This is a genomic window from Mesorhizobium loti R88b, from assembly GCF_013170845.1.
Classification (GTDB): domain Bacteria; phylum Pseudomonadota; class Alphaproteobacteria; order Rhizobiales; family Rhizobiaceae; genus Mesorhizobium; species Mesorhizobium loti_B.
This window is the reverse complement of the sequence record NZ_CP033367.1, coordinates 3,584,720-3,606,062: the sequence shown is the minus strand read 5'-3', so window position 1 is coordinate 3,606,062 and position 21,343 is coordinate 3,584,720. Positions and strand designations below refer to the sequence as shown.

Here is a 21,343-nt window from a genome sequence, read left to right as displayed (position 1 = left end):
CTCATTTCAGCGCATTCACTTTGAAAAAGATATAAACATATGTTTATGTCGATTTTCAAAACCTTGCAAGCGCAATGTCGCTCCCGGACAAGAAAATGCCGCATGCGTGATTTCCCGCTGCATGGCGCCCAAAAATGTGTAGTGGGGTTGGGACAGTGACAGGCACCAAGGTAGAGATGGCTGGAATCACCGAGCCCCGCGAAATGTTCGAGGCGCGCGAAGGCGAGCAGAGGCTGGAGCAAGATCCGGCAACAATGCCGGCGGACGGAAGCATCGTCTTCATCGGCCGCATCGCCTCGCCTTGGGTGACGCGGGAGAGCTGCCCGAAAAACATGCGCGCGGCCCGCGAGACCGGGCAACCGGCGGTGCTGACCATCGACCCGCCTTATCGCAGCGGCCTGCAGGGCCTGGAGCGCGCCAGCCACGTCATCATCCTGTCCTGGCTGCACCACGCGCCGCGGAATCTGATTGTGCAGAAACCCCGCCATGCGGCTGAAGCCAAAGGCGTATTCGGCCTGCGCTCCCCTGCCCGGCCAAACCCGGTCGGCCTGCATGTGGCTAGGCTCGTCGGATTGGACATCGCCACCGGACGCATCGATCTCGATGCCATCGACGTGCTTGACGGCACGCCGGTCATTGACATCAAGCCTTATTTCGCCTCGACCGATGCTTTTGCCGAGGCGACCATCGAAGGGCGCGATGAGCCCAACCGGGTCCTGCCATGACGGCGCCGACCGGCCGCCGCCGAGCCATCGCCAAGGCGCTGACAGCACTGCTGCCGCTGGCGCCCTATGCCGACATGGAAAAGATCCGCACTGATGCCGGCTCGTTGCATATGAAGACCTTGCCGCCGACGATCGCAGTATGGCTGGCGGCGATTGCCCATATCCGTCACATGCACACCGACTACGAAAAACTGCTGGCCGAGGGCTATGACCGCGACTCGGCGCGGTTCTTCGTCATCGAGCAGACCAACATTGTGCTTACCCGCTGGCGCGCGACACGCCTGCTCGACGCAGATGAGGAGGAGGAATGAACCGGCTATTGCCGGGTCAGCACGGCGATCGCATTGTACGGTTGCCCTTCGGCCTGGCCGACCCAGGTCCAGGACAGGTTCCCCTTGAAGAACCGGACGGTGATGTCGCCGCCATCGATGCACTTGTCCTGGCCGTAGGTGATGCTCTCATGGAATTGTGCCGACGTGTCATCCCTCGACGTCTGCGACAACGATCCGCCGCAGCCGAGTGAGGGATAATCGATCGACGCACTGCCATCCCCAATCGTCATGGCGATCGACCAGTCGGCGCCGGCATCGCCGGCAGGGCTCTGGTGGCCGCTGCCGACCCAGGTGCCGATCAGAGACGGCGCCGGCACATTCACGACGCAAGGCACGTTCTGGAAGATCGGCGTCAATTCGCTGCCGGTCTTCTCGCAGCGATAGGTCTGGCCATTCTGGCAGAGTTCGTCGCCCTCCTTCGCGCATTGCGCGCTGGCCTCGCTCGCGGCGGCGAAAATCGACAAAACTGCGATAACGATCCCAAGCCTACCCATATCCCCCTCCAACTCAGCGACCACGACCATAAGGCAACTCTAATCTGATGTATCGAGCCCGTTCGTTGTGGAGGACGAACAGCACCGGGCGGCTGGCTCTATGCCCCCTGTCCGGGGCCGGTAGGCTACTGATCCGCCTTGTGCGAGAGGAGGCTTCGATGGACCAGACGACGGCAACACGGGCTTCAAAACCACTGCCCGCAGTGAGCGACCGCCACGTCGACCCGCATTCCTATCCCGACGGCATCGCCTTCCTCGACGGCCAATATTTGCCGATGTCGCAAGCCAAGGTGTCGGTGCTGGATTGGGGTTTTCTGCATTCCGACGCCACCTACGACACCGTCCATGTCTGGAACGGCCGCTTCTTCCGCCTCGATCTGCATCTCGACCGCTTTTTCGGCGGGCTGGAAAAGCTGCGCATGACAATTCCCTTCGATCGCGACGAGGTGACCGAGATCCTGCACAATTGCACAGCACTTTCCGGCCATCGCGCCGCCTATGTTGAGATGCTGTGCACGCGCGGCGCTTCGCCGACCTTCAGCCGCGACCCGCGCCACGCGATCAACCGTTTCATGGCGTTCGCCGTGCCGTTCGGCTCGGTCGCCAATGCAGAACAATTGCAGCGCGGCCTGCACGTGGCCGTTAGCGACAAGATGCGTATCCCGCCGGCCTCGATCGATCCGGCGATCAAGAACTACCACTGGCTCGACCTCGTGCGCGGCCTCTACGACGCCTATGACCGCGGCGCCGAGACAGCGCTCATTCTCGACTTCAACGGCAATGTCGCCGAGGGCCCGGGCTTCAACGTCTTCTGCGTCAAGGACGGCAAACTGTCGACGCCGGCCATCGGCGTGCTGCCCGGCATTACAAGGCGCACCGTCTTCGATCTCAGTGGCGAGGAAGGGCTCGTCGCAAAGGCTGCCGATGTCAGCGTCGCCGCGCTCAAGGCGGCCGACGAGGTCTTCATCACCTCGACCGCCGGCGGCATCATGCCGGTGACTGAGATCGATGGCGCGGCGATCGCCGAAGGCAAGGTCGGGCCGATCACCAGCCGGCTGATGGCGCTCTATTGGCAAAAGCATGATCACCCGGCGTGGTCGAGCCAGGTGAATTACCCCTGATAGCTAGACGGCTTGTTCAAAAAGATTTCCCCTCGCCTCTGGAAAATCACGCGACAGGCCGTATATGCCCGAAAGCGGAGAAGCCTCCGCTTTCACCCGAAAATCACGCCCGCAGGGGCAAGGATTCCACATCATGACATCAAAGGTTTGGTTCATCACCGGATCGTCGAAGGGTTTTGGCCGCGTCTGGGCAGAAGCCGCATTGGCGCGTGGCGACCGCGTTGCCGCGACCGCCCGTGACGCCGGCACGCTCGCCGATCTCGTCGAAAAGTATGGCGACAACATCGCCGCGATAAAGCTCGACGTGAACGACAAGAAGGCCGTCGATTCCGCTGTCGCTGAAGCCCACAAGCGCTTTGGCCGGCTCGACGTCGTCATCAACAATGCCGGCTACGGCCATTTCGGCGCCATCGAGGAAGTCAGCGAACAGGAAGCCCGCGACCAGATCGAAACCAATGTGTTCGGCGCGCTCTGGGTCACGCAGGCCGCATTGCCGATCATGCGGGCGCAGCGCTCCGGCCACATCATCCAGATCTCATCGATCGGCGGCGTCAACGCCTTTGCCTCGCTCGGCCTCTACCACGCCTCGAAATGGGCACTGGAAGCCTTCAGCCAGTCGCTCAGCATCGAGGTCGCGGAATTCGGCATCCATGTCACGCTGGTCGAGCCGGGCGGCTTCTCCACCGACTGGTCGGGCGCCTCCGCCAAGGTCTCCAAGCCGATCGAGGCCTACGCGCCGGCCCGCGCCAAGATGGCCGAGCGCCGCGCCAACTCGGTCGCTGGCGATCCCGAGGCCACCGGTCCTGCGATGCTGGCCATCGTCGACGCCGCCGAGCCGCCGCTGCGCGTGTTCTTCGGCGATGGCGGCCTGCCGATGATCCGCCAGGAATACGCCAACCGCCTCGCCACCTGGGACAAGTGGGACCACGTGTCCATCATGGCGCAAGGCGCGAAGAAGAACCGCAAGGACTGAAGCTAGCGGCTTTTGCTACGCCGCCGCATAGGCGGCGGCGCAGCCCCTGCCCTCAGGCCACGACAAAACGCGCGGCTACGCCTGATAAATCCACTGCTCCGGCACCCGCGCCGAAATCTCTTCGCCGGCCCTGATCGTGCCCGGCTTCTCGACCCAGGCGACGAGACCGCGCAGCCGCTTGGCTACTTTGGGAAAGAGCAGCGCGCCGGCTTCAATGTCGGCCATCCCCGCATTTTCAGCGGTCGATCGCCCGGCGAGGCGACATGGCCCGTTCTGTGCGTCGACCTTGAGGGTCACGCCGCCCTTGAAGAACAGCAGCGTGCCGGCCGGCAGCATGGAGAGTTTTGGCAAGCCTTCGACCACCAGATTGGCGCCGATCCATTCCGGCTTGATCTCGGCCAGCCCCATCCGCTCGGCGACAATGGCGAGTTCATCTTCCGCCACGATCGAAAGCTGGCGCTCATTGCGCATTTCGGTGCCGCGCGGATACCAGGGCTCGCGCCCGCCCGAGCGGCGCGTCGGCCCGGCATGGAAGTCTCCCGAAATGCCGTCGAAGCCGAGCCGCAATTCCTCCACCGGACGTGTCTGGAAGTGATCCGCTGGCGCGACATAGAGCGCTGCGGCGCGAGCGGAAAGTTTCTTGGCCGGGATGATTTCGACCGGCTTCTCCGCCTCGGGGAAGAGATCCAGCATGGCGTTCTGTCCTTGAATCATGCTCTCCGTTTTTGCCCTTCGCCCGGCAAGGCCGCAAGGGCGATTTGGGCCAAAATGCGCAACTCTTCGACCGAGGCGCCGTCCCGCGCCTGGATCGACATGCCGTTCATGACGCCGGCCAGGTATTTGGCGAGGCCTTCGACCGAGAGGTTTTCGGGCAGATCGCCCGCCGTCCTGCCCTTGGCCAACCGCTCCGCGATCGCCGCTTCACTCGCCTTGCGATAGGCCTTGAGCTCATCGGCAATGGCTTGCGCCTGCGGTGACGCTGCCAGCGCACCGCTGACGAAAAGGCAGCCTCCAGGCTTGCCCGGCCTGGAATAGGCCTCGGCGGCGCCGAGCAGCAACCGCCGGATCGCCTCCCGCGTCGATACCGGCGCGCTCAGCGCGTCCAGCGCAAAGCCGATCTCCGTCGCGTGGTAGCGCGTCAGCGCCTTGCGAAACAAAGTCTCCTTGTCGGTGAAGGCGTTGTAGATCTGCGGCGGCGTCAGCCCCATCGCCTCGCGCAGCATGGCCAGCGACGTCGCCTCATAGCCATGCTCCCAGAACAGATGCATCGCCGCATCCAGCGCCCGGTCGGGATCGAACGCACGGGGACGACCACCCCTAGCCTTTTCCAAATTATTCATAGTGATCGATACGAAACCTGTTGACTTGCTTGCTTCGCATAACGTAACAATTGATACGAAACATGGCAAGCCGGAAGCTCCCGCCAAAGCCGTGCAACCCAAGGACAAGGAGAGCCCAAATGCCAATCACCGTGACCGCGCCGGAAGGCGTACTGACAGAGGTCGGAGAGCGCGAGATCCTGCCGCGCCTGAGTGCTGCTCTCATCGAGGCGTCAGGCGCTACCGGCAATTCATTTTTCACCGCGATAGTCGGCGGCACCGTCCACGTCCTGCCGCCGCGCCACATCTATGCTGGCGGCGCCAACCGGCCCGTTGTCATGGTCGAGTTGAAATTGCCCAATATCGGCCTTGGCTCGGTTGAAGCCCGCAACGCCTTCATCACCAATGCCGCCGGCATTGTCGCCGAACTCTGCGTGCCCGGGCACAAGCCTGAAAACACCTGGATCAACATCGTCAACGCGCCCGATGGCGGCTGGGGCATCGGCGACAGGCAATATACCGGCGACGCGCTCATCGCTGCAGCCACCGCCGCGCACTGACCTGATAGGGAAAGATAGAATGCGGCTCTCCCCTTCGCTGTTCTTCACCACCGATTGCGAGCCGGCACTGGCCTTCTACGAACAGTGCGGCCTTGGCCGGGCAACGATCCTGCTGCGCTGGGGCGACAACAACATGCCGGTGCGAACCGAAACCATGCGTGGAAAAATCCTGCATGCGCGTTTCGAGGGTCCGGGCGTGCTGTTCCACGCCTCCGACAATGACGATGCGGAGCCGATGAAAGGCTCCTCCATGATGCTGGAATTCGACGAGCTGGCTGCGATGCGGAGGCTGTTCGATCGCATGGCCGCCGGTGGCCGGATCGCCGTACCCCTGGCGCGGCAATATTGGGGAACCAGCTTCGGCATGCTGGTCGACGCGTATGGCGTGCAATGGATGTTCAGCTGTTCGGCTGAATGAGAGCGAAGATCACGATCTTCTTACCTCAGGAAAGCCGTTCCCCGGCGCCGCCGCATTGCTGCCGCGCTGTGCCGGCTTCATGGTGACGGTCCAGACAGGTCGGCGGAGGTTCATGATGCGTCCCGGAACGGCAATGGTGCTGCTTTGGCTGATCTGGGTCGTGTCGTGGGCCGCGGCTGCGTTCTGGGCCGACCAGGCGCAGAAACGCGCCGGCTTCCGGGCCGAGGCCCCCTACCGGGCGGTGCTGGTGCTTGGCATCATCCTGTTCTTCATTCCTGCGCATGGCTATGTCGGCCGCTTTCGCCTGTGGTTTCCGAGCCTGGCCGAGGCCTGGATCTGCGTCGTGCTGGTCGCCATCGGCCTCGCCTTCTCCTGGTGGGCGCGCCTGCATCTGGGCCGGCTGTGGTCTGGGACGGTGACGGCTAAAGCTGAGCACCGCGTCATCGACACTGGCCCCTACGGCCTCGTCCGTCACCCGATCTACACCGGTCTGCTGCTGGGCCTCCTGGCCACCATGGCGGCAAAAGGCACCATCTGGGGCGTCGCCGGGGCCATTCTTCTGGTCATCGGCATCGTCATGAAAGCAAAGCTCGAAGAACGTTTCCTGCGCGGCGAACTCGGCAGCGCCTATGACGACTATGCCAGGCGGGTTCCGATGCTGGTCCCCTTCGCGCCGGCCTGACACGGCGTCGAACGCCGGCTCAACTGGACTTCCCTGCCGCGCTGCTTTGCCAAAAATGATCGACAGCGCCGTCGACCTGAACCCAATCATGTTTCGACTGCTCGAAAATCGACCTGACGGGACGTGGGTTTTTCGGGTCTGCCAGCGCTCCGATCGCGACGCCGATCATCGACGGCAGCCTGTCGGCCTTCCAATAGACCGTCGAGCCGCAGTTTGGGCAAAAGTAGCAGTGGACCTTGCCGCCGCTTGCCGCATCGCGGGTGAACTCTTTCTGCGTTCCGGAAATGGCAACGGCATCGGCCGCATAGAAGGCGCCGACGCCAAAGGGCGCGCCAGTTCTGCGCTGGCAGTCAAGGCAATGGCAGGCGACCACCAGTTTTGAAGGTCCTGGCAGCGTCAGCGAGAGAGCGCCGCAACTGCATCGGGCATCGATCATCGGAAAACCTCCTTTGTGAAACGAGATCGCGCTGGTTCAAGCTGAAGTACCCCCGACACAGGCTGTGCGAGGGTCAGGTCAGGCTGAACGGGAGTGGAAAGACGGGCGCGAAGCGGCGCTGGGCGGATTTCGAAAGTCCGACGGCCCTTTCAGGCCAGCGTCATCTCGATATCGAAATGCCTAAAGCATGCGGATAAGCGCGCCGCCTATCGAATACCCCGCGCCGAAGGCGCAGATCAAGCCGAAATCACCGGGCTTCATATCGGCATGGTTCTCCGACAGCGCGACGATGGCGCCGGCGCCCGCCGTGTTGCCGAGCCGTTCCAGCACCATCGGCGCACGATCGTGGTCGACATCGTGGCCGAAGGACAGTTTCAGGATCATCGCATTCATGCGCGCATTGGCCTGATGCAGCCAGAAGCGCCGGACGGCCTGCGGCGTCAGACCGTGCTCGGCCAGGAACTCGACGATGAATTTTTGCCCGGCGACCGTGACTTCCTTGAACACCTTGTTGCCGACCTGCTTGATCAGATTGCCTTCCAGGTTGATCATGTAGGGATCATCCTGGGCGGTGCGGGTGTGATAGCCCAGATTGGTGCGGATGTTGTTCGACATCTGCGTCCAGAGGCGCGTGTCCAGCACCTCGAAACGCCCCGGCCGTTTGTCGCCCTGGGCAAGGCCCTCCACCACCATCGACACCGAGGCGTCGCCGAAGATGAAATGGGTCTGGCGGTCGCGGAAATTGAGATGGCCGGTGATGATTTCCGGCGTGGTGACGAGAATGCGCTTGTGCGCGCCCGAGCGCACCAGGTTGACTGCCATGTGAAGAGCGGCGGCAGCGGAAGAACAGCCAAGCCCCATGTCGAAGCCGGCGCCCGTCGTGCCCAGCGCCTCCTGCATTTCGATGGCGATCGCCGGATAGGGCCGCTGATGGTGCGAGGCCGAGCAGATGATCAGATCGATCTGCGACGGTTTTAGGCCCGCATGGTCGAGCGCCTTTTTGGCCGAAGCGACGCCGAACTCTGCCTCCAGCGACAACGCATCGTCGGGCCGCGCCGGAATGCGCGGCGTCATGCGGGTCGGATCGAGAATGCCTTCGCGCTCGATGACATGACGGGATTTCACACCCGAGGCGTGGACAATGAAGTCGGCGTCGGACTTCTGCAGGAGCGGCTCGTCGGTGCCCTGGCGCCGCGCATTCTCCGTGTCGACCCAGCTGTTGAAGCTCTCGACCAGCTCTTCATTGGTGATGACAGGTCCAGGAATTTCAGCGCCGATGCCGCTGATGATGACGCGATGCATGTTTCAGTCAGTCCCATCCGCGGGCGTTGCGGTTTTCATGTGGGCGCCGAAACGCTTCGGCGCAACACTTTTTCTCATCGCGCCAGTTTACGCCAGCTTAAGGCAACAGTTTACGCCGGCTTGAACCTGGCTTCACCAGGCGCACAGCTTGGTGTTGGTCTGCGGGTTGTTCCAGCAGGCGCCGTCGTCTCGGCTGCGCACATACTGTCCCGGCAACGGCACGTTGCGGCGGCCAAGATTGACATAGCCATAGGCAAAGCCTGGCCCGTCGATCTCCAGCACATAGGTCGGATAACCCGGCGCCGAGATTCGGAAACTGCCGGCATCATCGATCGCGCGATAGCTGCACGCGAAATAGCCGTCATCCGTGGTGAAGCAGCGCGCCCGCTTGGCCTCGGCTGAAACCGAGAACGCCAGAAGTGCCGCCGCGCAGACGCCGCCGCCGTAAAGCAATCTTTTCAAAGTCATCATTACCCCCCTGCCCACGCGGGCCGCCATGACCCGCGTGAGGAGTTGGCCATGGCCGCGAAACCGGGTCAAGCGGCCGCAGCTCGGCCGAGGTGAGTTGGATATTCTTTCCTAACCGGCCCGCTTGGCGACAATGAAAATTCGCGGGAAACGTAGCAAGACCTTGCCGTTCGCGGTTCTGGGATAGGCTTGGGTGACCTTGGCGGTGTAGCTGTCGAGGAACAGCTTGCGCTCCTCTGTATCGAGCGGATCAAGGAAGGGCTTCAGCCCCGTCGACTTCACCCATTCGACGATCGCCTCGGCATCGGCCAGCGGATGATTGTAGGCCGTATGCCAGATATCGAGCCGGTCGGAGAGTGGCGATAGCAGGTCATAGTAGAACGACACCGGCGGCAACGGCCCACGTGCTGCGCCTTCCATCTTCGCGGCGAACGGCATTTCGGCCGCGGTCTCGCGCATCACCTGATGCGATGGCTCAAGCAGGTTGTCGGGCATCTGGACAGCCAGCGCGCCGCCGGGTGCCAGAAAACCCATCAGCCGCTGAAACACCGCCGGATGCGTGGGCAGCCACTGGAACACCGCATTGGCGAAGATCACATTGACCGGCTCGGCCGGCTGCCATGTCGACGCATCCGCGAGGTCGAAGCTGACATTGGGCAGCCGCGCCCTCGCCTTTTCGATCATGTCGGGAGAGGTGTCGAAGCCGCTTACCTGCGCATCCGGCCAGCGCTCGACCAGCAGCTCGGTCGAATTGCCCGGCCCGCAGCCGATGTCGACGACCCGGCGCGGGAAATCAACCGGCACTTGCGCGACAAGGTCACGCGCGGGCCGCGTGCGCTCGTCCTCGAATTTCAGATACTGGGCGGCGGACCAATCAGCCATGTGAGCTCCTCATATCGCCTTGAGAATTCGCCGCCCGGTTTGTCCCTTACCGCGTCAGCCTCTTGTAGGTCATGCGGTGCGGGTTGACGGCTTCGGGGCCGAGCCGGCGGATCTTGTCCTGCTCGTAGTCCTCGAAATTGCCTTCGAACCATTCGACATGGCTGTCGCCTTCGAAGGCGAGGATATGCGTCGCCAGGCGATCGAGGAACATGCGATCGTGCGAGATGATCACGGCGCAGCCACCGAAATTTTCCAGCGCGTCTTCGAGTGCTGCCAGCGTTTCCGTATCCAGATCGTTGGTCGGTTCGTCGAGCAGCAGCACATTGCCGCCGGTCTTCAGCATCTTGGCCAGATGCACGCGATTGCGCTGGCCACCGGAGAGATTGCCGACCTTCTGCTGCTGGTCGCCGCCACGGAAGTTGAACGATGCGCAGTAGGCCCGCGTGTTGGCCTCGAACTTGCCGAGCTTGACCACTTCTGCGCCGCCCGAGATTTCTTCCCACACCGTCTTTGACGGATCGAGTGCGTCGCGGCTCTGGTCGACATAGCCGAGCTTGACCGTTTCGCCGATGCGCACAGAACCGGCATCGGGCTTTTCCTGGCCGGTGATCATGCGAAACAGCGTCGTCTTGCCGGCGCCGTTCGGGCCGATGACACCGACAATGCCGCCCGGCGGCAGCTTGAATTCCAGTCCGTCGATCAGCAGCGTGTCGCCAAAACCCTTCGACAGGCCTTCCGCCTCGATCACCACATTGCCGAGCCGCTCACCATGCGGGATGACGATCTGCGTATCGCTCGGACGCCGCTTGTCGGCTGCTTCCAAAAGGTCCTGGAAGGCCTGGATACGCGCCTTGGACTTGGTCTGCCGGGCCTTCGGGCTCGACTGGATCCACTCGCGCTCGCGGCCGATGGCGCGCTGGCGGGCATCGTCCTCACGGCCCTCCTGCTTGAGCCGCTTGGCCTTGGCTTCGAGATATTTGGTGTAGTTGCCCTCATAAGGAATGCCGCGGCCGCGATCGAGTTCGAGTATCCAGCCCGTGACATTGTCGAGGAAGTAGCGATCGTGGGTGATGATCATCACCGCGCCCGGATAGGCGCGCAGATGCTTTTCCAGCCACGCCGTGGTTTCGGCGTCGAGATGGTTGGTCGGTTCGTCGAGCAGCAGAAGGTCGGGCTGGCGCAGCAGCAATTGGCAGAGCGCGACACGGCGGCGCTCACCGCCTGACAGCTTGGTGACTTCCGAATCCTTGGGCGGGCAGCCCAGCGCTTCCATCGCCATCTCGACCTGCTGCTCGAGATCCCACAGGTTCAGCCGGTCCATCTCGTCCTGGAGCTTGGCCGACTCGTCGGCCGTCTCGTCGGAATAGTTCATCATCAATTCGTTGTAGCGCTCGATGATGGCGGTCTTGGCGGCGACGCCTTCCATGATGTTTTCGAACACGGTCTTTTCCGGATCGAGCACCGGTTCCTGCGCCAGATAGCCGACGGTGGCGCCTTCGGCCAGCCACGCCTCGCCGCTCCATTCCTTGTCGAGCCCGGCCATGATCTTGAGGATCGTCGACTTGCCCGAGCCGTTGGGGCCGAGGATGCCGATCTTGGCGTCGGGGTAGAAGGACAGATGAACGTTTTCGAGCACCTTCTTGGTGCCATAGGCCTTGTTGAGGCCGGCCATGTGATAGATGAACTGGCGTGCCACGCGCGCTTTTCCCTGAAAAATGACTGGATTTGTCGGATTGAATGGAGGTTGGCCGCTATGTAGGCGATGCGGGGCCGAACGGCAATCGCTTTTGCCGCTTCAGTTCGGGCACACGGGGAAGTGTTTGCCGAACAGCGAAGTTTTCCACCGGTCCCAAGGCGCGCTGAAATCTCTGGTTAATCCTTGCGCGTCAAAACAGGATCGGGGTGGAATCGCTGGATTATCGCGATTTCGAGCGAGAGATCGGATCGACGGCAGTGCTGAACAGTTTCCTGCTCCTTGCCGAAGCGGTCGTCTACTTCAGTGTCATGGTGACGCTTTTCCGGTTCCGCAAGCGCATTGGTCTCGGCGTCTTCATCTGCGCGCTCGGCGCCATGCATTTCCTGGAAACCTATCTCGCCAGCGTCTTCTATGTCGCCCTGCCGTTCGGCCTGGTCTCGCCGGGCTCGGCCGTGCTGTTTTCCGGCAAGCTGGTGATGTTGCTCCTGCTCTACATCAAGGAAGACGCCGCCACCGTGCGCCAGCCGATCTATGGCCTGCTGCTTGGCAATGCGCTGATGATCGGTCTGGGACTGTTGCTGCGCATGCATGCGATCGCGCCCCTGCCAGACGGCAAGATGCCCGACATCGGCTTCATCGACGAGATGGGCTGGCTGATGGTGTGGGGCACGACGCTGCTGTTCATCGACGCCATCCTGATCATCCTGCTCTATGAAAAGCTTGGCCGGCATCTGCGCCAGGCGCAGTTCGCGCGCATCCTGATTTGCGTCGCCTGCGTGCTCACCTTCGACCAGGCCGGCTTCTTCACCGCGCTGCATTTCGTTGCCGGCGCCCCGATCGCGGTCTTCTTCGGCGGCTGGTTCGCCAAGATGGCGGCGGCATTGGCCTTCAGCGCCATGCTTGTCGCCTATCTCAGATGGTTCGAGGCCCGCGACGTCCCGCTGCCGCGCGGCCTGACCGACATTTTCGAGACCCTGACCTATCGCGAGCGCTATGAAGCGCTGGTCGAGCATGTCGGCCGCGACGGCCTGACCGGCCTTTTGCATCGCGGGCGCTTCGACGCCGACGGTGAGGCAGCCGTCGAGGTCAGCCTGCGCACCGCCAGGCCGCTTAGCCTGCTGATCATCGATGTCGACCATTTCAAGTCGATCAACGACCGTTTCGGCCATGCCGAGGGCGACAAGGTGCTGAAAGCCGTTGCGGCCTTGCTCAGGGAAGTGGCGAGCGCCGAGGATCAGGTGTTCCGGATCGGCGGCGAGGAATTCGCCATCCTCAGTTCGCGCCCGCATCCGGTGGCCAGGTTGTTTGGCGAAAGCATCCGCTACGCGGTCAAGGCATCGACCGTCACAAGCCGCTTCGAGCTGACCGTCAGCGCCGGCGTCTCAACCGTCAGCGAAACGACAACCTGTCTTGGGGACCTGTTCGCGCTCGCCGACCAGCGCCTCTACAAGGCGAAATCGACAGGACGCGACCGGATCGTCGGCGAGCCAGGCAGCCATGAGCCGGACACGGCGATTGCGTGGACCAAGCCAGCGCAGTTCTAGAGCAATTCCAGGAAAAGTGTGAGCGGTTTTCCGTCCGGAATTGCGTCAAAACAAAGAGTTAGAGTGGTTCACCGTTTCCATGAAACGGTGAACCACTCTAACTTTCTAGGATTTTCTCTGCCGCGCAACGCCGGTCAGCGTCGAGACCGCCATCAGCACGATTGCCACCCATTTCAGCGCGGTGATGATCGGTCCGGCCTGGATGTCGTAGGCGATAAACAGCAGGATGCCCGGCACCAGCAGGCCGCACATGATCAGCATGATGCGGTTGATCTGCCACGACACCTTCGACGCCAGCGCCTGGTCGCCTGCCACAGGCACCAGTGCCTCGCGCACCTTCTTGCCACCCACCAGCATGGCGGAGAGACGCATCGAGATCGGCAGGCCGAGGCCGATGATGAGGAAGGCGCAAGCCGCCAGCAGCATCGAGAATTTCAGCGCGCTGGTTTGCGCGGGTATGGGAAACAACACCATTGCCAGCGGCAGGAAGACGCAGAAGATGCCGAGAGCCGCGATGGCGATGAAGATCACCGCATTGACGACGGTGAAAAACTGATAGGTGGTGGCATCGATCGGCTCCGACAGCGTTCGCATCCGCGCCCACTCGGCGTCATTGTAGGAAAAACCCGGCCATTCCATGCGGGCATTGTTGATCGCCACCATGCCCTTGGCCCAGAAAGCCAACCGCGCCAACGCGCTCCCCGTCAAACCATCCATTGCCCGCCCCCGCTGAATGATGTTCGATCCAGCATAACACTGCTCGACGACCGAGCGACAGCCCGCCGGTCAACCTTCAAGATTTATTGAAAACCGATTGCATCGACGGTCCCGGTCGGGCAGCCGGCCTTGTTGGTGGGCACCGAAGCCAGCAGCAAATCCTTGAGCGAGCTGTTCGGGCTGATCGGGCCGGCAAGGCCGAGCGTCAATTCGCCGATCAGCCGCCTGCCGCTCGACGGGTCGATGACGCAGGAGACCCGCACGCGGTCCCCTGCTCCAGCGCCGAAGGCCTGGTCGAAGGCGCCGCGAATCTGGTCCGCCGTCAGCTTGCCGCCAATGTTCTTGACGAAGAGATCGCGCACCGGCGAGCCGTTGACCTGCCGCATCAGGCCGAGCGCGTCGGAAAAATACTCCTGCTGGCTCTTGCCGTAGCAGGTGCCGTGCTTGATCCATTCATGCCGCTCAAGCTGGGAAGCCGTGCCCGGCATCACCTGATCGAGCTCCTTGCGGGTACCGGCGTCCAGATTGACCGGCGGCAGGTCATTCCAGTGGGCCGGATTGTCATTGGCTTTGTCGCTTGCCGGCACCTGGCAATAGAAATTGCCGTTCGGCTGCGGCCACAGGCCGTGCAAGGTGAAATTGGTGGCATCGAACTCGTTCGGGCTCTGCGCCCTGCATTCGGTCTTGTTGGATTTGGTCTCGCAGAAGGCCGGCTGCCAGCTGAGCGCAAAGACATATTCAGGTTTGCCCGACGCAGCCGGCTTGCCTTGCCCGGCCGGCGCTACCGGCGGCGTCGCTGCACTGCTGCCCGAGAGATGGCCGCAGCTGACCTTCACCCAGCGGCGCTCGGGATCGGCTCCCGGCACCAGGATGAGGTAGTGCGTCGGCGTGTCCTTGTTGCCGGCCAGCAGCTGATAACTCTGCCCGGCGTCAGTCGAGACATTGCCGGGGTTCTTGCCATTCTTGATGGCTTGCGTTGCCGGACAGGCAGCATCGGAAACGAAGGTTCCGCTCAGCTTGACCTCGGCATGCGCGGCACCGGCAAGCGATGCCGCCATGGCCAATCCGAAAACAACAGCAATGCGCATGAGCAAATCCCCGGCTGAAGAAAGTGGGTGACAGAGTGAAGCTGTCTCCATGTCAGAATTGCGATACTTTTCCGACCAAACGCAAGAAACATCGTTGCGCAAAAAGCAGGCAAAGCGGATTGACGCAAAATCGGCCGCGGCGCAAACCACATCAGGATAAGGGGGAGATCAAGCGGCCATGCCATTCAGCCAGCAGCGCACGGTCCGCTCACCGACAGGCGCCGACCTCAATCTCTTCGTCAAGCAAGCCGATGGCCAGCCACGCGCCGTCGTCCAGATCAACCATGGACTGGCCGAGCACGCCGCGCGCTATGCCCGCTTTGCCGATTTCCTGGCCGCGCGCGGCTTCCGAATCTATGTCCACGACCATCGCGGTCACGGCGCGACCAAGGCGCCCGACGCGCCGCTCGGCAGATTCGCCGACAGGGATGGCCCGGCCAAGGTGATCGCCGATGTCAATGCGATTCACGATCTCATCGCCACCGAACAACCGGGCCTGCCGGTTATCCTCTTTGGCCATTCGATGGGCGCGTCCGTGGCGCTGAACTACCTTCTGGCCCATTCGCCGCGTGTCCATGCCGCCGCGATATGGAACGGCAATTTTTCTCAAGGCCTGCTTGGACAGGTGGCACTCGGCATCCTCGCCTGGGAACGGATGCGGCTGGGCTCCGATGTCCCGTCGCGCCTGCTGCCGAAGCTGACCTTCCAGGCTTGGGGCAAGGCCGTGCCCAACCATCGCACGCTGTTCGACTGGCTGTCGCGCGACGAGGCTGAGGTGGCGAAATACATTGCCGATCCGCTCTGCGGCTGGGACGCCTCTGTCTCAATGTGGCGCGAGGTGGTCTCGATGGCGCTCAACGGCGGCAAGGATGCCAGCTTTGCCGCCGTCCGGCGTGACCTGCCCGTCGCCGTCATCGGCGGTGAGAAAGACCCGGCTTCCGACTACGGCAAGGGCACCACCCACCTCGCCAATCGCATGCGCAAGATGGGTTTTTCGAATCTCGTTTCAAAGGTTTATGCCGAGACCCGCCACGAAAGCCTGAACGAGGTGAACCGCGACGTCATCATGAATGATTTCGCTGCCTGGGCCGACGGCGTCCTGAAGTAACGACCCGTATCTATTGCAAACCGGCCCTTTGGCCCATCGCTAGGGCCGTGACAGCGGCACAAGGTGTTGATAGAGGCTGCGGTTCCGACCAATTCTGGTGATTTATGGCCGAACCTCCCCTGAAAGGCGTCCGCGTCGTCGAACTCGCCCGCATCCTTGCCGGGCCCTGGGCCGGACAATTGCTTGCCGATCTCGGCGCTGATGTCATCAAGGTCGAGAGCCCCGATGGCGGCGACGACACGCGCAAATGGGGCCCGCCCTTCGTCATGAGCCATAATGGCGAAAACCTGTCGGCGGCCTATTACCATTCCTGCAACCGCGGCAAACGCTCCATCGCCATCGATTTTTCGACGCCGGAGGGTGCGCAAACCATCCGCCGGCTGGTCGCCACATCCGATGTGCTGATCGAGAACTTCAAGCTCGGCGGGCTAAAGAAATACGGGCTGGACTACGCCAGCCTGCGCCAGATCAACCCGCGTCTCGTCTATTGCTCGATCACCGGCTTCGGCCAGGACGGCCCTTACGCGCCGCGCGCGGGCTACGACTTCATCATCCAGGCCATGGCCGGCATGATGTCGATCACCGGCGAGGTCGGCCGCGAACCGCAAAAGGCCGGCGTCGCCATCTCGGACATCTTCACCGGCCTCTATTCCGTCATCGCCATCCAGGCAGCCCTGCGCCATGCGGACCAGACCGGCGAAGGCCAGCACATCGACATGGCGCTGTTCGACACCCAGATTTCTGCGCTCGGCAACCAGAACCTCAACTATCTCGTCTCCGGCAAGTCACCGGTGCAGATGGGCAATGCGCATATGAACATCGCGCCTTACGAGGTGGTGCCGGTCCGGGACGGCCACATCATTTTGGCGGTCGGCAATGACGGCCAGTTTGCCAAATTCTGCGCTGCCGTCGGGCTGGATGAGCTGTCGACCAATCCCGACTTTGCCACCAACCCTGCCCGGGTCGCCAACCGGGTCAAGCTGCGCGAGCGCATGATCGAGGCGCTGAAGACGTGGGATCGCGACCCGCTGCTGGCAAAGCTCGAAGCGGCAAGCGTGCCGGCGAGCCCGATCAACACGATCGGCCAGATGTTCGCCGACCCGCAGACAATCGCGCGCGGCATGCGGCTCGACCTCGACGACGGCCACGGCAATCTTCTGCCTTCGGTGCGCGCGCCGATGGTGATGTCTGAAACACCGCTGGTCTATGAACGCCCCTCGCCGCGTCTTGGCGAGCACACTGACGAAATCCTTGCCGAACTGGAGAGATCAGCGAAATGAAGACCGGTGGACAACTGATCGTCGACGCGCTGGAAGCGAACGGCACCGACCGCATTTTTTGCGTGCCGGGCGAATCCTACCTCGCGGTGCTCGACGCGCTGCACGATTCCAAAATCCGCACCATCGTCTGCCGCCAGGAAGGCGGTGCCGCGATGATGGCCGACTGCCAGGGTCGGCTGACCGGCAAGCCCGGCATCTGCTTCGTCACCCGCGGCCCCGGCGCCACCAATGCGTCGGCCGGCATCCACATCGCCATGCAGGATGCGATCCCGCTCATCCTGTTCATCGGCCAGGTCGCCAGCCACGCCAAGGAGCGCGAGGCGTTCCAGGAGGTGGATTACAAGAGGTTCTTCGGCGACATCGCCAAATGGGTGGTCGAAATCGACGACGCCTCGCGCATCCCGGAATTCGTCACCCGCGCCTTCGCGGTGGCGACATCCGGCCGCCCCGGCCCGGTTGTCATCTCACTGCCCGAGGACATGCTCACCAGCGTCGTCGAGGCGCCGGCTGCCTTGCCGCACACGCAGGTCGAGACCTATCCCGGCGAGCCCGAACTTGACGCGCTGGAAATGCTGCTTAACGGCGCGAAACGCCCCTTTGTCATCCTCGGCGGTACGCGCTGGGACGAGGAAGCGGTGGCCCGGATGCGCGCCATATCAGAAAAATGGTCACTTCCCGTCGGCTGCTCGTTCCGCCGCCAGATGCTGTTCGACCATCTTGATGCGAACTATGCCGGCGACGTCGGCATCGGCATCAACCCCAAGCTGGCGGCGCGGATCAAGGCAGCCGACGTCGTGCTGCTGATCGGCGGCCGCATGGGCGAAATGCCCTCTTCCGACTACACGCTGCTGAAAAGCCCCTACCCCGACCAGACGCTGGTCCATGTCCACGCGGACGCCGGCGAGCTCGGCCGCGTCTACCGGCCGACGCTGGCGATCAACGCCTCGCCCTCGGCTTTCGTCGAGGCTTTTGCCAGGCGCAAACCGGCCGGCACGCCGTCCTGGGCAGATGAGACAGCGAAAGCACACGCCGCCTATCTCGAATGGTCGACGCCGCCTGAGACCGGGCCTGGCGCCGTCCAGATGGGGCCGATTATGAACTATCTGGAAAAGGTGCTGCCCGACGACGCCATCCTCACCAACGGCGCCGGCAACTACGCCACCTGGGTGCATCGCTTCCACCGCTCCCGCCGCTTCGCCACGCAGGCGGCGCCAACCTCCGGCTCGATGGGCTATGGCACGCCGGCCGCCGTCGCCGCCAAGGCACTGCACCCGGATCGCGAGGTTATCGCCTTTGCCGGCGACGGCTGCTTCCTGATGAACGGCCAGGAGTTCGCCACCGCCGTCCAGTACGACCTGCCGATCATCGTCATTGTCGTCAACAACGGCATCTACGGCACCATCCGCATGCACCAGGAGCGCGAATATCCCGGCCGTGTCGTCGCCACCGATCTCAGGAATCCCGATTTCGCGGCCCTTGCTCGCGCCTATGGCGGCCATGGCGAAACGGTGGAGAAGACGGCCGATTTCGCCGCCGCCTTCGAGCGGGCCCGCGCCAGCGGCAAGCCGGCGATCGTCGAAATCAGGCTCGATCCGGAAGCGATCACGCCGACCCGGACCATGACCCAAATCCGCGACAAGGCCTGACGAAAAAAGGGGCGGTCACCCGCCCCTTTTGTGTAGGCGCGGCTTGCGCTACTTCGCTGCCTCGATCTGGCCGCGGATTTCGCCATCCTTGTTCGCGGCGGTGTGGACATTGACGTAGTAGTTGCCGGCCGCCAAGTCGGCGGCCTGCGCGTCGGTCAGTTCGGCTGAACCCTTGATCGGGCTCTTCAGCTTGCCTTTGAACGGGATGACCGGCGCTGCATTCGCACCCATCGCCGCCGGGCCGTGAATGTGCGCTGCGATCGCCGGCCCGCTGAGGCCGGAATATTTGACGTTCCAGCTGAGCTTCTTCTTGGTCGTGTCGAAGGTGAACGTCGCGGTGCCCTTGCCCTTGGTTGTCACGGCCGGGCTTTGCTGGCTGCCATCGAGCGTCGCTTTGTACTTCACCACCTCGGCCATGGCCGGTGAGGCGAACACGTAAGCGGTCGAAACGGCCAGTGCCGAAAGCACTGGCAGGAAAGAGTGTGTGCGCATGAAGAACCTCCGATTGGATTTTCACATACGTCACGCCCCAACCGAGGCGCGCGCATGCCTTAAGCGCAACGGTTGGGCGGCGTAATGTATCCCGGCACACGTTTTTGTGATTGCCCGCACGATAAGGGCGATTCACCCGGCTTCCTGGGGCAGAGAGCTCAGACCGCCGCCAGTGCCTGCGTCAGGTCGGCGATCAGATCATCGGGATGCTCGACACCGATCGACAGCCTGACCGTGGTTTCCAGCACCCCTATGCGCTGGCGCACGTCGAAGGGAATGCCGGAATGGGTCATGGCCGCCGGATGGCTGGCGAGCGATTCCGTACCGCCGAGGCTTACAGCCAGCTTGAATATCTGCAGTCCATTGAGGAAGGCGAACGCAGCCTTCTGTCCACCCCTGATGTCGAAGGAGAAGGTCGAGCCGGCGCCGCTGCATTGGGCGCGATAGGCGTGCGCCGCAGGTGTATCCTCGCCGAGGAACGGCAGATAATGCACCTTCTCGACCTTGGCATGGTCGCGTAGGAATTCCGCGATCACACGCGCATTGTCGTTGGCCCGTTCCATGCGGATCGACAGCGTCTCCAGCGAGCGGCCGAGCATCCAGCAGGAATGCGGGTCGAGCTGGGTGCCGATGGCGCCGCGCAACGCCTTGATTGGCTTGGTGACCGCCTTGCTGCCCATGGCCGCACCCGCGATCAGGTCGGAATGGCCGCCGACATATTTGGTCAGCGAATAGACCGAGACATCAGCGCCATGTTCGATCGGCCGCTGGAACACCGGACCAAGCAGCGTGTTGTCGCAAACGATGATCGGCGTCGAGCCTTGGCTGGCGCCAATCTCGTCGGCGATCTTCCGCATCAGCGCGATGTCGACCAGGCTGTTGGTCGGGTTCGACGGTGTCTCGATCAGGATCACCGAAACACGCCCCTTCGCGACCGCGGCATCGGCTGCCACCCGCACCGCCGTCTCGTCGACCCCATCGGCAAAGCCGACAGCGCCGATGCCGAAGCCGGAAAGCGTGCGCGTCAGCAGCGTCTCGGTGCCGCCATAGAGCGGTTGCGAATGCAGGATGACGTCGCCCGGGCGGGCATAGGCGAGCAGTGTCGTTGCGATCGCCGACATGCCCGAGGAAAACAGGATGCAGGCATCCGTCCCCTCATAGATCGCCAGCCGGTCCTCGACGATCTCGCTGTTGGGATGGTTGAAGCGTGAATAGACCAGACCCGACGCGGTGCCGCTTGGCGGCTCCTTGCGGCCGGACGTGTAGTCGAAGAAGTCGCGCCCCTCCTCCGCCGATTTGAACACGAAGGTCGAGGTCAGGAACACCGGCGGCTTGACAGCGCCCTCGGAAAGCTGCGGATCGAAACCATAGCTCAGCATCAGCGTCTCCGGATGGAGCTTGTGGTTGCCGATATGGGTTTTCGACGGACGCGGAGCGGTCATGGCTTTTCCTGCTTCTGAAAGGTTTCGTGCCGCAATTTATGCGATCCCGATCGGCCAGTCCTTGCTATTTTTGGCCTGGCATGGCTGCATCCAAGCAACAAACTGCCGGGAGCGATAAAAAGTGCAGCAGAAGATAGCCGACGATTTCGACCTCCGAATTCTCAGGGAATTGCGAGCCGACGCGCGCATCACCAACAATGAGCTTGCCGAGCGCATTGGCCTTTCGCCATCCCCTTGCCTGAGGCGCGTGCGGCGGCTGGAGGAGACCGGTGTCATCAGAGGCTACACGACGCTGGTCGATCCCGCCGCCTTCGGCTGGAGCATGGTCGCCATCGCCACCATCCGCCTCAGCCGCCAGAACGAGGACGAGATCGTCATGTTCGAAGACGCGATCCGCGGCTGGGAAGAAGTGCTGGAATGTCACCTCGTCACCGGTTCGCGCGACTATGTGCTGAAGGTGGTGACCGGCAGCCTCGAACAATATGAGCGCTTCATCAAGGAGAAGATCGCACGGCTGAAATGCGTCGCCTCGATCGAGACCAGCTTCGTCATGAACACCATAAAGGAACGGCGCCTCTGACATTTTGTCAAAGGCGCCGCTTTCGAAATCAGGATGAC

Annotated in this window: 24 protein-coding genes; 12 read left to right on the top strand and 12 right to left on the bottom strand. The window is 62.7% G+C overall.

All coding sequences use genetic code 11. The features are described from left to right. Positions 1–203: 203 nt before the first annotated feature. Together tsaA and EB235_RS17630 are read left to right on the top strand one after the other, a co-directional pair. Entirely contained in the window at positions 204–725 is a 522-nt protein-coding gene (gene tsaA, locus EB235_RS17635) for a tRNA (N6-threonylcarbamoyladenosine(37)-N6)-methyltransferase TrmO (RefSeq protein ID WP_032925425.1), read from the top strand. Further along, complete coding sequence (locus EB235_RS17630) at positions 722–1,036, top strand: DUF2293 domain-containing protein (protein ID WP_027029743.1); 315 nt, start codon at positions 722–724, stop codon at positions 1,034–1,036. Before tsaA ends, EB235_RS17630 begins: the two co-directional genes overlap by 4 nt. A 5-nt stretch (positions 1,037–1,041) precedes the next feature. Here EB235_RS17630 and EB235_RS17625 read toward each other — a convergent pair whose 3' ends face one another. Continuing rightward, positions 1,042–1,551 carry a hypothetical protein gene (locus EB235_RS17625; RefSeq protein WP_027029744.1) on the bottom strand — a complete coding sequence of 170 codons (510 nt, stop codon included), beginning with the start codon at positions 1,549–1,551 and terminating at the stop codon, positions 1,042–1,044. A 158-nt stretch (positions 1,552–1,709) separates the two neighbouring features. Between EB235_RS17625 and EB235_RS17620 the strand changes: the two genes are divergently transcribed. Further along, on the top strand, positions 1,710–2,672 hold the full coding sequence (locus EB235_RS17620) for a D-amino acid aminotransferase (RefSeq protein WP_027029745.1): 963 nt from the start codon (positions 1,710–1,712) through the stop codon (positions 2,670–2,672). A gap of 133 nt (positions 2,673–2,805) precedes the next feature. After that, the gene (locus EB235_RS17615) at positions 2,806–3,645 is read left to right on the top strand and encodes an SDR family oxidoreductase (RefSeq protein ID WP_027029746.1); all 840 of its coding nucleotides are present in this window, start codon (positions 2,806–2,808) and stop codon (positions 3,643–3,645) included. A 75-nt stretch (positions 3,646–3,720) separates the two neighbouring features. On the opposite strand, the gene EB235_RS17610 is transcribed toward EB235_RS17615, so the two are convergent. Both EB235_RS17610 and EB235_RS17605 read right to left on the bottom strand, forming a co-directional pair. Then, positions 3,721–4,338 carry an MOSC domain-containing protein gene (locus EB235_RS17610; protein ID WP_027029747.1) on the bottom strand — a complete coding sequence of 206 codons (618 nt, stop codon included), beginning with the start codon at positions 4,336–4,338 and terminating at the stop codon, positions 3,721–3,723. A gap of 17 nt (positions 4,339–4,355) precedes the next feature. Next, positions 4,356–4,913 (bottom strand): TetR/AcrR family transcriptional regulator, encoded by a 558-nt coding sequence (locus EB235_RS17605; protein WP_245268773.1) that lies wholly within the window; start codon positions 4,911–4,913, stop codon positions 4,356–4,358. Between the two features lie 191 nt (positions 4,914–5,104). Here EB235_RS17605 and EB235_RS17600 point away from each other — a divergent pair, with 191 nt between their 5' ends. The 3 genes from EB235_RS17600 to EB235_RS17590 all read left to right on the top strand — a co-directional run bounded on the left by EB235_RS17600 (position 5,105) and on the right by EB235_RS17590 (position 6,624). Then, positions 5,105–5,524 carry a hypothetical protein gene (locus tag EB235_RS17600; RefSeq protein ID WP_027029749.1) on the top strand — a complete coding sequence of 140 codons (420 nt, stop codon included), beginning with the start codon at positions 5,105–5,107 and terminating at the stop codon, positions 5,522–5,524. Positions 5,525–5,543: 19 nt separating this feature from the next. Next, positions 5,544–5,942 (top strand): VOC family protein, encoded by a 399-nt coding sequence (locus tag EB235_RS17595; protein ID WP_027029750.1) that lies wholly within the window; start codon positions 5,544–5,546, stop codon positions 5,940–5,942. Between the two features lie 112 nt (positions 5,943–6,054). After that, positions 6,055–6,624 carry a methyltransferase family protein gene (locus EB235_RS17590; protein ID WP_245268774.1) on the top strand — a complete coding sequence of 190 codons (570 nt, stop codon included), beginning with the start codon at positions 6,055–6,057 and terminating at the stop codon, positions 6,622–6,624. A 19-nt stretch (positions 6,625–6,643) separates the two neighbouring features. Here EB235_RS17590 and EB235_RS17585 read toward each other — a convergent pair whose 3' ends face one another. From EB235_RS17585 to ettA, 5 genes are all read right to left on the bottom strand, one after another. Further along, positions 6,644–7,060: a GFA family protein gene (locus EB235_RS17585; protein ID WP_027029752.1), complete on the bottom strand. Its 417-nt coding sequence runs from the start codon at positions 7,058–7,060 to the stop codon at positions 6,644–6,646. A gap of 180 nt (positions 7,061–7,240) precedes the next feature. Next, positions 7,241–8,362, bottom strand: a complete 1,122-nt coding sequence (locus EB235_RS17580) for a beta-ketoacyl-ACP synthase III (protein WP_027029753.1) — start codon at positions 8,360–8,362, stop codon at positions 7,241–7,243. Positions 8,363–8,494: 132 nt separating this feature from the next. Continuing rightward, positions 8,495–8,830 carry a hypothetical protein gene (locus tag EB235_RS17575; RefSeq protein ID WP_027029754.1) on the bottom strand — a complete coding sequence of 112 codons (336 nt, stop codon included), beginning with the start codon at positions 8,828–8,830 and terminating at the stop codon, positions 8,495–8,497. Positions 8,831–8,941: 111 nt separating this feature from the next. Then, the gene (tam, locus tag EB235_RS17570) at positions 8,942–9,712 is read right to left on the bottom strand and encodes a trans-aconitate 2-methyltransferase (protein ID WP_027029755.1); all 771 of its coding nucleotides are present in this window, start codon (positions 9,710–9,712) and stop codon (positions 8,942–8,944) included. Between the two features lie 46 nt (positions 9,713–9,758). Next, complete coding sequence (gene ettA, locus EB235_RS17565) at positions 9,759–11,408, bottom strand: energy-dependent translational throttle protein EttA (RefSeq protein ID WP_027029756.1); 1,650 nt, start codon at positions 11,406–11,408, stop codon at positions 9,759–9,761. Positions 11,409–11,665: 257 nt separating this feature from the next. On the opposite strand from ettA, the gene EB235_RS17560 reads away from it, so the two are divergent. Continuing rightward, entirely contained in the window at positions 11,666–12,952 is a 1,287-nt protein-coding gene (locus tag EB235_RS17560; RefSeq protein ID WP_032926298.1) for a GGDEF domain-containing protein, read from the top strand. A 105-nt stretch (positions 12,953–13,057) separates the two neighbouring features. On the opposite strand, the gene EB235_RS17555 is transcribed toward EB235_RS17560, so the two are convergent. Further along, entirely contained in the window at positions 13,058–13,669 is a 612-nt protein-coding gene (locus tag EB235_RS17555) for a hypothetical protein (RefSeq protein ID WP_155256311.1), read from the bottom strand. Between the two features lie 83 nt (positions 13,670–13,752). Continuing rightward, the gene (locus EB235_RS17550; protein ID WP_027029759.1) at positions 13,753–14,757 is read right to left on the bottom strand and encodes a ribonuclease T2 family protein; all 1,005 of its coding nucleotides are present in this window, start codon (positions 14,755–14,757) and stop codon (positions 13,753–13,755) included. A 178-nt stretch (positions 14,758–14,935) separates the two neighbouring features. Between EB235_RS17550 and EB235_RS17545 the strand changes: the two genes are divergently transcribed. The 3 genes from EB235_RS17545 (at position 14,936) to EB235_RS17535 (ending at position 18,791) form a co-directional block, all read left to right on the top strand. Beyond that, positions 14,936–15,865 carry an alpha/beta fold hydrolase gene (locus EB235_RS17545; protein ID WP_027029760.1) on the top strand — a complete coding sequence of 310 codons (930 nt, stop codon included), beginning with the start codon at positions 14,936–14,938 and terminating at the stop codon, positions 15,863–15,865. 104 nt (positions 15,866–15,969) lie between these two features. After that, positions 15,970–17,145, top strand: a complete 1,176-nt coding sequence (locus EB235_RS17540) for a CaiB/BaiF CoA transferase family protein (RefSeq protein ID WP_027029761.1) — start codon at positions 15,970–15,972, stop codon at positions 17,143–17,145. Beyond that, positions 17,142–18,791, top strand: coding sequence for a thiamine pyrophosphate-binding protein (locus EB235_RS17535; protein ID WP_027029762.1), 1,650 nt, complete (start codon positions 17,142–17,144; stop codon positions 18,789–18,791). The genes EB235_RS17540 and EB235_RS17535 overlap by 4 nt, the downstream gene beginning before the upstream one ends. A 48-nt stretch (positions 18,792–18,839) precedes the next feature. Here EB235_RS17535 and EB235_RS17530 read toward each other — a convergent pair whose 3' ends face one another. Both EB235_RS17530 and EB235_RS17525 read right to left on the bottom strand, forming a co-directional pair. Continuing rightward, on the bottom strand, positions 18,840–19,283 hold the full coding sequence (locus tag EB235_RS17530) for a CHRD domain-containing protein (protein ID WP_027029763.1): 444 nt from the start codon (positions 19,281–19,283) through the stop codon (positions 18,840–18,842). 158 nt (positions 19,284–19,441) lie between these two features. Then, entirely contained in the window at positions 19,442–20,725 is a 1,284-nt protein-coding gene (locus tag EB235_RS17525; protein WP_027029764.1) for a cystathionine gamma-synthase family protein, read from the bottom strand. Between the two features lie 121 nt (positions 20,726–20,846). On the opposite strand from EB235_RS17525, the gene EB235_RS17520 reads away from it, so the two are divergent. Further along, complete coding sequence (locus EB235_RS17520) at positions 20,847–21,305, top strand: Lrp/AsnC family transcriptional regulator (RefSeq protein ID WP_027029765.1); 459 nt, start codon at positions 20,847–20,849, stop codon at positions 21,303–21,305. The last annotated feature ends 38 nt before the right edge of the window (positions 21,306–21,343 follow it).

Excerpts from the sequence above, each read along its gene's own strand:
- EB235_RS17625 (WP_027029744.1), bottom strand. The coding sequence starts at position 1,551 with ATGGGTAGGCTTGGGATCGTTATCGCAGTTTTGTCGATTTTCGCCGCC.
- EB235_RS17590 (WP_245268774.1), top strand. The coding sequence starts at position 6,055 with ATGATGCGTCCCGGAACGGCAATGGTGCTGCTTTGGCTGATCTGGGTC.
- EB235_RS17575 (WP_027029754.1), bottom strand. The coding sequence starts at position 8,830 with ATGACTTTGAAAAGATTGCTTTACGGCGGCGGCGTCTGCGCGGCGGCA.
- EB235_RS17605 (WP_245268773.1), bottom strand. The coding sequence starts at position 4,913 with ATGCATCTGTTCTGGGAGCATGGCTATGAGGCGACGTCGCTGGCCATG.
- EB235_RS17525 (WP_027029764.1), bottom strand. The coding sequence starts at position 20,725 with ATGACCGCTCCGCGTCCGTCGAAAACCCATATCGGCAACCACAAGCTC.
- EB235_RS17630 (WP_027029743.1), top strand. The coding sequence starts at position 722 with ATGACGGCGCCGACCGGCCGCCGCCGAGCCATCGCCAAGGCGCTGACA.
- tam (WP_027029755.1), bottom strand. The coding sequence starts at position 9,712 with ATGGCTGATTGGTCCGCCGCCCAGTATCTGAAATTCGAGGACGAGCGC.
- EB235_RS17545 (WP_027029760.1), top strand. The coding sequence starts at position 14,936 with ATGCCATTCAGCCAGCAGCGCACGGTCCGCTCACCGACAGGCGCCGAC.
- EB235_RS17595 (WP_027029750.1), top strand. The coding sequence starts at position 5,544 with ATGCGGCTCTCCCCTTCGCTGTTCTTCACCACCGATTGCGAGCCGGCA.
- EB235_RS17585 (WP_027029752.1), bottom strand. The coding sequence starts at position 7,060 with ATGATCGATGCCCGATGCAGTTGCGGCGCTCTCTCGCTGACGCTGCCA.
- EB235_RS17600 (WP_027029749.1), top strand. The coding sequence starts at position 5,105 with ATGCCAATCACCGTGACCGCGCCGGAAGGCGTACTGACAGAGGTCGGA.
- EB235_RS17580 (WP_027029753.1), bottom strand. The coding sequence starts at position 8,362 with ATGCATCGCGTCATCATCAGCGGCATCGGCGCTGAAATTCCTGGACCT.
- EB235_RS17555 (WP_155256311.1), bottom strand. The coding sequence starts at position 13,669 with ATGGATGGTTTGACGGGGAGCGCGTTGGCGCGGTTGGCTTTCTGGGCC.
- EB235_RS17620 (WP_027029745.1), top strand. The coding sequence starts at position 1,710 with ATGGACCAGACGACGGCAACACGGGCTTCAAAACCACTGCCCGCAGTG.
- EB235_RS17530 (WP_027029763.1), bottom strand. The coding sequence starts at position 19,283 with ATGCGCACACACTCTTTCCTGCCAGTGCTTTCGGCACTGGCCGTTTCG.
- EB235_RS17535 (WP_027029762.1), top strand. The coding sequence starts at position 17,142 with ATGAAGACCGGTGGACAACTGATCGTCGACGCGCTGGAAGCGAACGGC.
- tsaA (WP_032925425.1), top strand. The coding sequence starts at position 204 with ATGTTCGAGGCGCGCGAAGGCGAGCAGAGGCTGGAGCAAGATCCGGCA.
- EB235_RS17610 (WP_027029747.1), bottom strand. The coding sequence starts at position 4,338 with ATGCTGGATCTCTTCCCCGAGGCGGAGAAGCCGGTCGAAATCATCCCG.
- EB235_RS17615 (WP_027029746.1), top strand. The coding sequence starts at position 2,806 with ATGACATCAAAGGTTTGGTTCATCACCGGATCGTCGAAGGGTTTTGGC.
- EB235_RS17540 (WP_027029761.1), top strand. The coding sequence starts at position 15,970 with ATGGCCGAACCTCCCCTGAAAGGCGTCCGCGTCGTCGAACTCGCCCGC.
- EB235_RS17550 (WP_027029759.1), bottom strand. The coding sequence starts at position 14,757 with ATGCGCATTGCTGTTGTTTTCGGATTGGCCATGGCGGCATCGCTTGCC.